10 protein-coding genes and 1 pseudogene are annotated in these 12,428 nt (G+C 37.9%); 5 read left to right on the top strand and 6 right to left on the bottom strand.

Annotation, left to right across the window (positions count from 1 at the left end):
• Nucleotides 1-175 precede the first annotated feature (175 nt).
• Nucleotides 176-631: a hypothetical protein gene (locus CWC18_RS18840; RefSeq protein WP_138592849.1), complete on the bottom strand. Its 456-nt coding sequence runs from the start codon at nucleotides 629-631 to the stop codon at nucleotides 176-178.
• 427 nt (nucleotides 632-1,058) lie between these two features.
• Here CWC18_RS18840 and CWC18_RS18835 point away from each other — a divergent pair, with 427 nt between their 5' ends.
• Nucleotides 1,059-1,622 carry a DinB family protein gene (locus CWC18_RS18835; RefSeq protein ID WP_138592848.1) on the top strand — a complete coding sequence of 188 codons (564 nt, stop codon included), beginning with the start codon at nucleotides 1,059-1,061 and terminating at the stop codon, nucleotides 1,620-1,622.
• Nucleotides 1,623-1,714: 92 nt separating this feature from the next.
• Here CWC18_RS18835 and CWC18_RS18830 read toward each other — a convergent pair whose 3' ends face one another.
• Nucleotides 1,715-2,476 carry a substrate-binding periplasmic protein gene (locus tag CWC18_RS18830; protein ID WP_249348067.1) on the bottom strand — a complete coding sequence of 254 codons (762 nt, stop codon included), beginning with the start codon at nucleotides 2,474-2,476 and terminating at the stop codon, nucleotides 1,715-1,717.
• 304 nt (nucleotides 2,477-2,780) lie between these two features.
• On the opposite strand from CWC18_RS18830, the gene CWC18_RS18825 reads away from it, so the two are divergent.
• A complete protein-coding gene (locus tag CWC18_RS18825) occupies nucleotides 2,781-3,383 on the top strand; it encodes a hypothetical protein (protein WP_138592847.1) in 603 nt (200 codons plus the stop codon).
• 124 nt (nucleotides 3,384-3,507) lie between these two features.
• Here the strand turns inward: CWC18_RS18825 and CWC18_RS18820 are convergent, their stop codons facing one another.
• Both CWC18_RS18820 and CWC18_RS18815 read right to left on the bottom strand, forming a co-directional pair.
• Entirely contained in the window at nucleotides 3,508-3,723 is a 216-nt protein-coding gene (locus CWC18_RS18820) for a TIGR02450 family Trp-rich protein (RefSeq protein ID WP_138549287.1), read from the bottom strand.
• A gap of 557 nt (nucleotides 3,724-4,280) precedes the next feature.
• Nucleotides 4,281-5,456 carry a quinone-dependent dihydroorotate dehydrogenase gene (locus CWC18_RS18815; protein ID WP_138592845.1) on the bottom strand — a complete coding sequence of 392 codons (1,176 nt, stop codon included), beginning with the start codon at nucleotides 5,454-5,456 and terminating at the stop codon, nucleotides 4,281-4,283.
• Nucleotides 5,457-5,585: 129 nt separating this feature from the next.
• Between CWC18_RS18815 and CWC18_RS18810 the strand changes: the two genes are divergently transcribed.
• The gene (locus tag CWC18_RS18810; protein ID WP_138675875.1) at nucleotides 5,586-6,236 is read left to right on the top strand and encodes a hypothetical protein; all 651 of its coding nucleotides are present in this window, start codon (nucleotides 5,586-5,588) and stop codon (nucleotides 6,234-6,236) included.
• 101 nt (nucleotides 6,237-6,337) lie between these two features.
• The gene (locus CWC18_RS18805; protein WP_138592843.1) at nucleotides 6,338-6,730 is read left to right on the top strand and encodes a hypothetical protein; all 393 of its coding nucleotides are present in this window, start codon (nucleotides 6,338-6,340) and stop codon (nucleotides 6,728-6,730) included.
• Between the two features lie 425 nt (nucleotides 6,731-7,155).
• Here the strand turns inward: CWC18_RS18805 and CWC18_RS21630 are convergent, their stop codons facing one another.
• Nucleotides 7,156-7,437: a hypothetical protein gene (locus CWC18_RS21630; RefSeq protein WP_249930156.1), complete on the bottom strand. Its 282-nt coding sequence runs from the start codon at nucleotides 7,435-7,437 to the stop codon at nucleotides 7,156-7,158.
• 859 nt (nucleotides 7,438-8,296) lie between these two features.
• Between CWC18_RS21630 and CWC18_RS18795 the strand changes: the two genes are divergently transcribed.
• On the top strand, nucleotides 8,297-10,633 hold the full coding sequence (locus CWC18_RS18795) for a TonB-dependent receptor (protein WP_138675874.1): 2,337 nt from the start codon (nucleotides 8,297-8,299) through the stop codon (nucleotides 10,631-10,633).
• Nucleotides 10,634-11,003: 370 nt separating this feature from the next.
• Here CWC18_RS18795 and CWC18_RS18790 read toward each other — a convergent pair.
• A pseudogene (locus tag CWC18_RS18790) lies at nucleotides 11,004-12,101 on the bottom strand (ISAs1 family transposase).
• Between the last annotated feature and the right edge of the window lie 327 nt (nucleotides 12,102-12,428).

Raw genomic sequence — 12,428 nt, 5'->3', positions numbered from 1 at the left:
TACGACGAAAACAACGCCGCGCTGCGATGGACACTGAATATTTAGATAAGGTGATTAGGGCTTAGCTGTTAACAGTATATTCACGCTCTCGCCCTGAGCAGCTTGCCGATTGTTTCTAAGTAGAATTACAGGCGGTGCCTTTATTAGCCACCACCATAAAAATAATGAACTCGTCTCAGTCGAGTTTTACAACCGTCAAGCTACTTGGCTGCTGTAACAATGTAGTGAGATGAGGAAGCTCCTGATCACTGATTTCAATGTACAGTGCGAGCAAACTTTCGCTATCTTGTGTTGCATCTTGGCATTGCAAGTAATGTTGTAGCAACTCAAACCCCGCTAAACCAGACACCCAAATAGAAAAAAGCAACGAGACCATGACCAAAAGTAACCACACTCCCGCCGTTAAGTTAAAAACGAGCGCAGCAGATGACACCACGAACAACATACAAATAAATGCAAATAATTCAACCTTCACGATAGCCAATACATTCTTTGTCAGCCACGTATGCAGTGGGTGTGGTTTCTTCCCACACAAAGCTGATATATCTTCTGTTTTTGCAAATTCCTCAACCTGGTGCTTAATATCGATAAAAGCTGGATAGTTTTGACTGGTTACAAGATAATGAAGCATCTTTTACATCTCATGATTAAGTGTACATATTATTACGTCAGTCAAACCATTTTGGGTCACATAGATTGGTGAAATTTCAAACTCAAAAAACTTTAAAATAAAAGCCGTTATATTTCATAGTCATAATAAAGACGATCAATAGAACTGTAAAAAGCCGAAGTGTTGATTTGTGACACTAGCCATATTATTTGAATTCGGGTCTTTCTAAAGAGTAAACGAATTACTACATACAGCGCAAAAAATAAGTGCAATAATCAAAATAAACTTTTAGGAAATTACATAGTAGTTTATTGAACTTCCAAAAAATATGCATAAAAATTGACTCTGGCAATGTTACTGTAAATTAATAATATTGCAGCTGAAAAAACCTGATGTTAACTAGATAAAGTCAGGTTGCTAATACTCGCTGACATACAATAGGCTAGTTATGAATGTAAAAAATCACTTTATATTAATGTCATATCACAATACAAGAATGAATAAACAGATTTATAGTGTTGCTCAAAATCTAAGTAAAGAGGCCCTCAATGAAAACCGTGGCGCGTTTTTTAAATCAATTATTGGCACGCTAAATCACATCCTCATCGGCGATCTTATTTGGTTAACTAGGTTTTCACAGTTCTCTGAAAGGTATACAACCTTACACCGCTTATCTAACTTCCCCAGCCCTAAGCGCTTAGATGATATTTTATATTCAGACTTTCACCCATTACAGGCCACACGCAAAGAGGTCGATTCATTAATCGGGTCATGGCTTAAAAGTGACACAGAAGAAGGTGATTTCGATAACCAGTTACAATATACAAACTCACAAGGTGTTATAAGTAGACGTGATTTTGGCGAACTGATCAGTCATCTATTTAACCATCAAACTCACCATCGAGGGCAATTAACCACTCTATTTAGTCAAATGCAGTATGATGTTGGCCCAACTGACTTTTTACTTGAAATACCTGATACTCATACTTACATATATACAAAATCGGAATGACCTTGAGGTTGACTTACACTATTGAAATAAAGAACGAAAGCGGCTCTAACAGGGCGTTGTACCACACGCGTTAATATGCATGTTAAGCAGCATCAATTAATAAGATAACTCATTACAATGGCATCAATATCGTTTTGAAGATCTTTAATAGCCAGGTTAATAGCCGATATCTCAGTGTGAGTGAAAGCAGTGTGGCTCAATAGCAAATGAACCGGATTGTCATGTACCACATAAGACCACAATTTTAAACTCCGGTGACCAAGTTTCGTTTTATAGTAATGGGCACTAATTAAATCATCGATAATAAAATCAACTCGACCTTTTACTAACATGGCGATTCTACTATCCGCGCTCGCAAGACTTACAAACTGATCTGATAAGAGAGTATCAGACATCAGTTGTCTGATCTCTTCTCCATAATACGAGCCAATACTCAAACCTATGGTGTTATCACTGTTTAAAATTGTTTTTAAATTTGTAATGCTCGAGGGCTGTTTCAAAGAGATCAAACGCATCTTTTCTTGACGATAGCTCCCAGAGAACGTACCAAACCTCTCTCGCGATATTGTATAGCTGGTCATTGTCGATACATCTATGGTGCCTTTTTGCATTTCTTTGAATGTTCTTGCACTTGAGGGCAGCCTCACAAATTTGTAGCACACTTTTGCACGCTCAAATATACGCTTCACAATTTCAACATCTAAACCCGTTGCTCCCCCCTCATCAAATACGGTTAACGGTGGCCAACTTGCTACTATACCAATTTTCTTGCATTGCTCAGGTAACATCGCACCTTGTACCAGCGTAATAAAACACATCAGACAACCGCATACAATGAGTTTTACAACAGTCATAAATTGTGACTTTTAAGGATCAATAACTTATTTATAGACGCTTTCGTAAACTCAGAGAGTGTTACCATTATTGATAACAGGCGAATGTCGCACTGCGATGTTTAATTAGGCGTTCAACTGAATCAGTCATGCTTTTATCAATACACGTAAATATTGTGTATTAGCTAGAATAGCCATACATATAAAACACTTTAACATTGATGCTAAAACACATATTTTGATGTAGATTGGTAAAAAAGGAGAAACCACGATAGTATTAGCGTGCATATTTGTGGTCTCAATGAAAAGGAAAACAAGCACTGCTATGTTTTATACAATAATAACTATACTTTTGATTTTTATAAGCTTTATTATTTTCTTACCTAAATTTAAAAGTGCGACTGAACAATATAGCCTAGGCATTAATTTTATTCTGACACTTATAGCAACATTAGTTGGCGTCCTACTGGCTATTTCAATCACCAATTACGAAAGCGATAGAAAAGAAAAGCAAGATGTTATTAAGCTACTAAACTCTGCCATAACCACAGTTGAAACATGCCAAGAGTACAGTGAAGAACTCTTAAAGTATTTTAATAACTTGCCCGACAGTGACAACCTCAAGCAAGAGTTCTATGTTAAAAACCCACTTCCTTACCCCACCTATTTAGATACCCTGCTTATGCAAAGCATTGTCAGCAAAAATTTATCGGGTTCCGCGTTAAGCGAGTTAAATGAATTACTTATCAATTTAAAACGAAGTCGCCAAAAGGATGCATCATCATATCTAATCGTCTTGAGCCAGACTCTTAAAGTATTATCACTAGAAGTAGCGTTCCAAAACCATGAAATGACAGAACATCAATTAAACGGACAATTAGATAATATTGGTAAAACTGCTGGCACAATCGACACCGATAAAAAATAAGTAAAGTGCAATTGATAGCAACTTACATCACATTTAAGGTGCTAACTAATATCATACCAAGCCGTTATGGCACTTTATAATGGTGTTAGGGTACATACCTTTAACCAAGACAACTCTGTCAATGTTACCTCCATCCAAATGACCACTCTTGCTCATCTTTTAAGTCAAACCATTGGATTTCGACTGCGCGCTTTGTTAGCACAGCTTCAATTATGCAGTGCAACACTTGGCCTTCTTCATCAAACTCAACATCCGTGACCATAAAGTGCTTTTCTTTATGCTTAGGTGACACCGCGGTCCATTTGCTATTGAGCAGCTTTTTTGGATTAATTTTACGCATTGTTACTTCTCATCAAAATCGATATCGAGTCATGTTTACGTATTGCCGTCAAAAATAGATCGTAAAACGTAAATAGTTTGATAGGCTTAGATAGCTTTGAAGGTTAACATCAGGCCTGATGAAAAAAATAAAAAAGCAACAATAATATGTCAACATACATGATAGCTAGAGTGATGATCAACTATAGCTGGATATACCATGGTTATTTCCAAAGATATTTCATATTACTCCACTAGAAAAAAGCCATGACTGCAAGTATCGGTTTGTCAGAAGTCGCCTCATTATGGATGAAGAGTTCAGCAGTTTTAGGTGAAATAGTATTTGGCTATTGCTTATTTATTTTTTACAAAAAGCGTTGGCTAATTTATTTAAACATCATCGCACTCTTTGCCCTGTCTTTATTCGTAAAAAACTCAAGCCATTGTTTTAATTTAACAATTAAAACCTAAAACTACCAACTTATCAGTGACCGCGTTGAATTTTGTATTATTAAATGAGGTGAAAGACAAAAAATAAGGCTGATCTCTCAGCCTTGAATTGGGGGAACGAAGAAATGGTTACGCCGCGTTTTTAGAAGTATGCTGTGACTGACTCGATTTTAGTTTTGGCAATGGGTTTCTTGATCCCACTGCTTCTTCAATTGATGAGAAACCATCTGCTTTTAATAATTTAACAAGACCTCTGTTAATCTCATTAATATTTTGCGGGCCATCAAAGATAAGTGTTGAGATCATATGCAACAAACTCGCACCTGAAGTAATTTTTTCATACGCATCTTTCGCAGTAAACACGCCACCAACGCCAATTATGGTTAATTTTCCACGAGAGCGACGATAAACATGTCTTATCACATTGGTAGAAATACGCTGTAGTGGCAAACCGCTCATCGCGCCTTTATGATAGGGTAACTCTGACTCAATATACTCTTTATTATGTGCCGGTTTGGCTAAGTTTGTTAACACCACACCGTCCATTTGATGCTCAATACACGCATCAACAATAGTATTAATTTCATCAATGGAGATATCCGCAGCCAATTTTACATAAATTGGTCGCCCTTCTACCCGATGGGCGTTCACCGCCTTGAGTAATGCATCCAAATTCTCTTTTACTACAAATGGTTCGCCGTCCTGTGTGTTTGGACAGCTGATATTTATCGTATAATAGTCACCAATGTCTTTGAACAGCGACATTGTTTTGGTGTAATCATCAATCGAATCTTGCAAATCAAATTCAGGGGTCAAGTTGGACTTTGCGGCGTTTATTCCTACTTTAAGTTTGCCAAAATTCACCCCTTTTAGTCGTTTCGAGATAACTTCTGCACCTTGGTTATTCAAACCATACCACACTAAAATCGACTTTGATTTGACCATTCTAAAGAGTCGTTTACCCGGGTTACCTGGGCACACCTCTCCCGTAAATGACCCTAATTCAGCCAGACCAAAGCCGATAGAAGGGTATATTTTGGTTAATTCACCATCTTTATCAAACCCAGCCGATAAACCGAGCGGATTTCTATACTCAATGCCATCCACTGATGTCTTAAGACTTTTATGCCCATAATTGAATAGTAAGGACGTCAAAAATCGTGTCAGGAAGTTTGACCCTAAGAACACCCCTACGCGTTTAAACATATAGTGTGCTTCTTCAGGATCCATTAAAAAGATTAACGGACGAGATAATTTATATAGGGCCTTGAATAACAAATTTCTTAGCCCGACGATAAAGCTCATTTTAGCCTCCGGTTTAGTGTGGTTGATATGTGATGCTAATTTGAATGATTTATACCTTACACCCATTAAACCTTAATAGCAATCCTTCTCATTTTCATTTATATTATCAAATAAAGCTAAGGAGTCATTATGAAGAATCTAATTACTACGTGGTTGAAAAAAACGGCGTATGACAATAAAAACATCATTACCGTTAGCGATAATTGCCTAACAAATAATTCTATATGGCAAGATACTGGCGAGGTTTATTACGTACTTGAAACACTCAAAATCAGTTATCTGAGCAATATCGGACATACGACCTTTGAAAGCTTGTCGCCAAGTACTGCACTCTCACTCATAGAAGATATCTATCACCCAGGTAATTTAAATCTCGCTCCAAAAGTTGCCGCTGGCATTAAATCACCAGTTCATATCAGTGTATGCGGAATCACCTGGCAAGAAAATGGCTCTCAGCTAAGGATAAAAGCCATTCCAGAAGCCGCAATGCTACGCACGCAAGAGGCAAATTTTGCAAATAGCCAAGCCCTATTTCAACATGGCTCTCGCACAGTTGATGTTGCAATTTCGCCACTTTCTGAACACACGACTTCTACGAACTCTTTTAGATACGACAACATAAATTTGCAACAATTTATTAAACAGCTAAAGCACGTCAACAGTATTCTGCCCGCCTCAATACAACGAAAGGCGCCAATATGCAGAAATAATTTTAAAAAAATATATAGCGATTATGAAAATACCGTTTTATCAGGGCTAACTGCAATTGATGGCCTTTGAGCTATGCAATAAAATTATTTGTGAACAATTCGGTCATTCACCTGTATTACCCGTACAGTATTTGCTAAACCTATAAAAGAGTACCTTTACAACTGAGTACTATGACTGACAAAACTGATCACACCACACAGCAATTTACTTACAGTATTAATAGCGTCTGCCCAAGCGATATTATTGTTGTAACCGTAAAAGGGTGCGGCCAGCCAAAAGAAGTGATAGGTATGTACCAAAGGATCCTAAGTTTCGCACAGTTACATCATAAAGATAAGCTGCTGCTTAATGTCGTCGATTTAAAGTTACATTATGGTGGTAGTGACGTATTAAAAGTAACTAAAGTTATCGAACAGATCCTCCCGAATTTTCGTGTTGCGCGTGTCGTCAGCCCTGCAGACTTTAAAAGTGACTTAATTGATTTATTTTCTCATAATACTTCTTTAAAGCTCAAAAGCTTCTTCGATGAACACCACGCAATTGAGTGGCTCACATCCGCGTAGTTTACGCTTATCTTATTCTTCTCCATTGCATCATTGACGTCCCATACTGTACTTTGAATTGTTCATTTAAAGCGTTTGCGTCTTTGTACCCTAAGAATTCACTGGGGAATATTGATCTTTGTTTTAATTTTGAACGGCAGCAGGCAGTTTCGTATAAGTTAGGTCTCAAAAAACTAGGTGAGAATACGGTACTCCGATTAATACTCACGAGTGCTGAACAAAAATGAAAAATAAGCAACATCCATTTTAAATTGTCACCAAAGGTAAAGGCCACGATCAATCTGAAATATCGCTTAGTTAGTAAGGTCAAATTAACGACATGCGCTATAAGATCGAAAAGAAAGAAAAACTGAACTCGTCCTCATCAATAAGCCGCAACTAATCCACTAAGTTATGCTGTGTTGGTTATCTAGATGACTTAAAAATTAAGCCAGTAACCTTTTACATTGCTTGTAATTAGCGCGCAGTTTTATTTCTAAGCTCGCACAATAATTATCAAGCTTTTGAGATCGCCCTACTGCACCGTGATATACTTTAGTTAATTGTGTTATGAGCTTTTGCCAGTTTTCTGGGGCTATGTTGAGCCGGTCCAAAATTGGAGAGTTAATGGGGTTTATGGCATCACGTTTATCTACTCGAATACATCGACCTGTTAGCTCAACCAGATCTAAATACGACTTCAATTCTAAGGGTAAACCTTTGGGCATATGCTTTCTGGGGCTACCCAAAACAGTGCCAGTTATTTGGGTTGTTCACCGCCTTTCTTTTATTAACACCTTGTTTTAACACTGGTTTAGTCTGAACTTCCAGGAGTGTCAGCCATTTTGGCTATAATTGGGCATAAATCAACATACGCCATACATACTTCCCATACAACTTCAGCAGTGTAACTCATCTAGAAAAACATGGATGAAAGTTATGTAATTGAAATTTAATGGTTATTTTTTGGCTCCCTTAGGATGGCACTATTATTTAGCCAAATATTGGTTTTACCAAGTTGGATTAAAGCACCATTGTACAGTGACCAATTCATATTTTTTTCTTCATATCAAAGCATGAGTTAAGGCATTAAATAATCTGATCACGCCAAACCAAAGAGGTTCAATTATTTAGGAGACAACGAAGTCAATAGCCTAAAGGACCCTTATTAAATAATTTTCTTTTGGTGAATACTAAAAATGTTCTTGTATTTTAGGCTTTTAGTTATTGATATTAATAGCTTTGTTTTTAAAAGCCCTTTGATTATTAATATAAACACAACACTACTATTAATGCCAATCATTATCAATTACAATTACAAATAAATAGATAAGTTGTTGTTAAAGAGTTAGCTAACGTTTAATACGGTTTTCTTGTTAACTGACTGATTTGTGCTTGTTTAAAGTAATAATAAATGTATAAGTTCATAAATGGGTGACGCTTTCAAGCTCAGCAATTACCCCCTTCCAATGACTTCAAATTACTACACGCACAGTAAAAATATCTTGCTTGCTGTTGGCAGCAACAGTGAGCAGCCTAATTATAAAAAACAATCTTGTATTTGATTAAAACTATAGGAATAAACGAATGAAAAATTTCGCAAAAAATGGGTTGTCACTTGCCATAAGTATCGCCTGTTTTACAGCGTATGCAGAACAAACTGACTCGGCAACCTCACCCAGTAACGATATAGAAAAAATCGTAGTTACCGGTCAAAAACTAAGTAGCAGCTTACAGGAGACTAAAGAAAGTGTTGAAGTATTTACTAATTTAACATTAGAAGAGCGTAACCTTGAAAATATCACTGATGTCTTTATTCAAACCCCAGGCGTAAGTGGCAACCAATCAAAATTTTACATTCGTGGTGTAAGAAGTAGTGATGGCTCTGGCAACCCAAGTCGAGGCGATTTAGCCTCAGTAGTGATTGATGGCGTAACCCTTTCTGGTTGGGTTAAAAGTGAAGGCGCAGGCCAACTTTGGGACGTGAGTCAAATAGAAATTTTACGTGGTCCACAATCAACTAACTTGGGGCGTAACGCGCTTGCTGGGGCGGTTGTAGTGAATACCATGGATCCGGTTTTTGAAAATGAAGGCATTATCCGTATTGGAGGTGGTGAGTACGGTAAAAAAGAGCTAAAAGGCGTTGCTAATTTCAATTTAGTGGATGATGTATCAGCCATTCGTATTTCAGCAGAAAGTGCAAAATCAGACGGGTTTGTAAATAATACTACACGTGGAGAAGATGATTACGGTGATACTGATCATTCTGTGGTGCGCGTAAAGTGGTTATATCAAATCACTGATAACCTTAAATCAGTATTTTCTTACCAGCATATCAAAAGTAACTACGGGCAAACTATTTCGTTATGGCAAGGTGAGAATAATAACTTTGATTTTGATAAAGCAGCTCGCATTAACTTATCAGGAGATGATTCACGTTTTGATACCGAGGCTGACTTAGCGTCATTGAATGTTGATTATTTTGTTAACGAATACTGGTCACTTAAAAGCATTACCGCTTATCAAAGTGGTGAGCGTTCTCGTTATAGTGACTATGACCAAACGCTAAGAACCTTTGGTAATGGTGGCGGTATTGTTACCCAAAATAGTAAAGACGATAACTGGTCGCAAGAATTTCGTTTCAATTACGAGAATGACGGTGTAAGAGGTAGCTCAGGGTTCTATTTTTCATCGGTTGATGCTTATATTGGTAGTAGAAACCAACTTGATTTGGCCCTACCCGCATTATTTGATGAGTTTTCTCCAGGATTAGGTGCAGTGTTAACAACAACGGCGGTATTACCTGCAGTTGTTTATGAACCGTACTTTGATACTACTCAAGCGGGGTTTACCGAAGTTAAAACCAGTACTTGGGCGTTATTCTCAGAGTGGGAAATTGATTTAAATCAGCAGTTGATGCTAAGTTTTGGCTTGCGTTACGATAACGAAGAGCAAGAATTCACCACTGAATCAAACACCATCAGTAATTACGTATTACCTGCTGTGGGTGGGCCTTTTGGTGGTATTACCCTTGCCCCTGGATTAAACATTAACGGTGCTATTGGCTTAATCAACAGCCAATTAGCAGCCTATGTTGCTGGTGTGCCTTTAGCTAATAAAACAGAAGATTTTAGTAACTTATTACCACACGCTGGTATTACCTATCAATGGAATGATGATATATCGACTAGTTTCTTCGTCAAGAAAAGCTATCGTTCGGGTGGCTCTGAGCTAACCTTACTTAATGGCGTTAATTATTTTGATGAAGAAGAGCTTTGGAATTATGAAGCGGCATTGCGGGCAGTTGTGCTTGACGGTAAAGGTGTACTTAATGCCAACGTGTATTACAGCGATTGGACAGATCAACAAGTGGCTATTCAAGAACCAGGCACCACGAGTACAGCGTTTACTATGACAGTGAATGCCGGTGAATCTACCCTTTCTGGTGCTGAATTAAGTTTTAATTATGAACTCTCTGATAATTTAGAACTATATACTGGTTTGGCTTTATCTCACACTGAGTACGATAGCTTTTTATCACCTGATGGTGAAATAGATTATTCAGGTAATAGCTTCTTATTCGCGCCGGAACAGACTGCTGTACTAGGTTTTTACTATGAAAATGACAATGGTTTGTTTTTTAATGGTAACGTGAGTTATATCAGTGATTCAACGTCAAGGTTTTCTGAGCCAACTAGCTCAGTCAGTGCAAATGGCGTTAATAAATTAAAAATGAATAGCTACACCTTGGTTAATTTAAACAGCGGTTACAAGTTAGATAGCATAACCCTTGAAGCCTATGTTAAAAATGCCACGGATGAGTTATATGACACCAACAATAACTTATCAAATGATGATGGGACGCCTTCGACAATCCTAGGTGCACCTCGCGAAATTGGTGCGCGTGTTACCTTTACATTTTAATGTTACGGCAAGGGCTAAAAAATTAAATATGACAGCCATTTTTATTTTTAGTCCTTTTTTGCATTCAGCTGTGTTCAAAAAACCGCCAGCTAAACATACCCTTTGAAATTAATAAATTTCAAAGGGTATTAAAGAATTCTTGACCATGTATAGCTTATTTGGAAGTTACTGGTTGGTAATGGCTTTATTTCCTAAACAATTGAAATTATTTAGTTTGGTGCGATAAGAACATAAGGTTCCTTATGTAATGGTCAACTAATTTTGCCACAATTTTAGAACCTTTATATCTAACCTCAGATTCATTTGGCGTTAAACCAGCATTATAATGAAGTGGTCTAACGCAGGGCCGAGCACACTTTGTTAATTCCTGTTAACCAAACAAAAGTTCAGCTCTAAAATCATCGTCAAAACTGGCAGCAACGAGTTTACTTCGAATGGACCCTTTGCTTTTTGTGTGCTGCTTAACCATGTTGCGAACAACTCGCCTAAATAGCGCCATATGCTGGGCGCTCAGTGCCTCATGAATGTGGCAACTGTCTTCTTTGAACACCACATCCAGTACCCAATGCTGTTGGTTTTCTATCAACCAGTGTTGGCGAATTGCTTTTGATATGAGCGTGTTATCTCTTGATGAACTCAGATAATAATGTGTATCAATACTGGTCTTTTTTACCCTTCGTCCGAGTGCGCTCAACGCCAATAATGGATTGAATGCCTGGCCAGTCTTGCCTAATGTCTTTATCTAATAAAGTCGCATTAAGCCTATAAACAGTTCGTATTTCCTCTCGACCATGCCCCTTATCTGAAGTAACTTGCGTGTCCATCCCCAGTTCCCCAGAATCAAATTGTTGTTGGAATACATTTGAAATTGCCGAGTATAGTTTTTTCTGATTGCCCTTAGCTTGCACCACATAGTCTGCTTTGCGACTGATAAGTTGGTTTAGCGTCTCTTTTTGGCAATGCATTGTATCTAATGTGACCATCGCACCGGTAATACCAAGCATGTGAAGTAATTCACGTACTGCTGGAATTTCATTCGTTTTGCTATCGACACAGTTGTGGAGCAAGGTCAGCCCTGAATCGCAATCATAAGCTGAAACTAAATGGAGTTTATCCGTCGCGCGTTTGCTCGCACCACGAATCGTTTTGCCGTCAAAAGCGATGACTGGCATGCCTGACTTTTCTCGTTGTTGATTTACCCAGCTGTACAGAGCTAGTAGTAGTGAGTCACTATCAAGGCCTCGAAAGATACGAGCGATGCTGTGCCGTGTGGGAATGCCATTTACAAAAGGGCGAAAACGCCTTAACCATGGGAGTTTTTATTACCATATATTTCAATACCTTGCCAACCTTCACAGCCTGAGGTTATGGCGCTTATTATCAGAAACATGATATCAACCAGGTTATGGTGCTGATCAATCTTTGAGCGGTTTTCTTTGGCTAGTTCGAGATGAGACAATAAAGACATTACGATAGATAAATAGGAAAAACTGATGCTATTAGATCATAGATATGTGACTGGATTTTGAAGTTATCCCAAAATAAGCCAGTAAAGACGATGTTGGCCGAATAATTCGATTAATGGATTAAACCTCCTGTGAAATTGTAAGCCATTTAAAGGTTAAAAGCCCCAAAGAAATTGATAAGCAAACACATCATAGGAAGCTATTAAGAAATGATAATAAAATCTGAAGTTTAGTCGAATTTATCATAAACAATGAGCTATGCCATCGGACACCTAACTGGGGGCTGTTGAGCTATCAGGTTAACTTTGCAGTCAGGGCAAGAGCATGAA

It is taken from the genome of Pseudoalteromonas aurantia (genome assembly GCF_005886875.1).
Taxonomy (GTDB): Bacteria; Pseudomonadota; Gammaproteobacteria; order Enterobacterales; family Alteromonadaceae; genus Pseudoalteromonas; species Pseudoalteromonas aurantia_A.
The sequence above is the reverse complement of the archived record's forward strand: the minus strand, read 5'-3'. Positions and strand labels throughout refer to the sequence as shown.

What these genes read in the sequence shown, in the direction of transcription:
- CWC18_RS18820 (WP_138549287.1), bottom strand. Translation starts at nt 3,723, where the DNA reads ATGCGTAAAATTAATCCAAAAAAGCTGCTCAATAGCAAATGGACCGCG.
- CWC18_RS18805 (WP_138592843.1), top strand. Translation starts at nt 6,338, where the DNA reads ATGACTGACAAAACTGATCACACCACACAGCAATTTACTTACAGTATT.
- CWC18_RS18830 (WP_249348067.1), bottom strand. Translation starts at nt 2,476, where the DNA reads ATGACTGTTGTAAAACTCATTGTATGCGGTTGTCTGATGTGTTTTATT.
- CWC18_RS21630 (WP_249930156.1), bottom strand. Translation starts at nt 7,437, where the DNA reads ATGCCCAAAGGTTTACCCTTAGAATTGAAGTCGTATTTAGATCTGGTT.
- CWC18_RS18840 (WP_138592849.1), bottom strand. Translation starts at nt 631, where the DNA reads ATGCTTCATTATCTTGTAACCAGTCAAAACTATCCAGCTTTTATCGAT.
- CWC18_RS18825 (WP_138592847.1), top strand. Translation starts at nt 2,781, where the DNA reads ATGTTTTATACAATAATAACTATACTTTTGATTTTTATAAGCTTTATT.
- CWC18_RS18835 (WP_138592848.1), top strand. Translation starts at nt 1,059, where the DNA reads ATGAATGTAAAAAATCACTTTATATTAATGTCATATCACAATACAAGA.
- CWC18_RS18795 (WP_138675874.1), top strand. Translation starts at nt 8,297, where the DNA reads ATGAAAAATTTCGCAAAAAATGGGTTGTCACTTGCCATAAGTATCGCC.
- CWC18_RS18815 (WP_138592845.1), bottom strand. Translation starts at nt 5,456, where the DNA reads ATGAGCTTTATCGTCGGGCTAAGAAATTTGTTATTCAAGGCCCTATAT.
- CWC18_RS18810 (WP_138675875.1), top strand. Translation starts at nt 5,586, where the DNA reads ATGAAGAATCTAATTACTACGTGGTTGAAAAAAACGGCGTATGACAAT.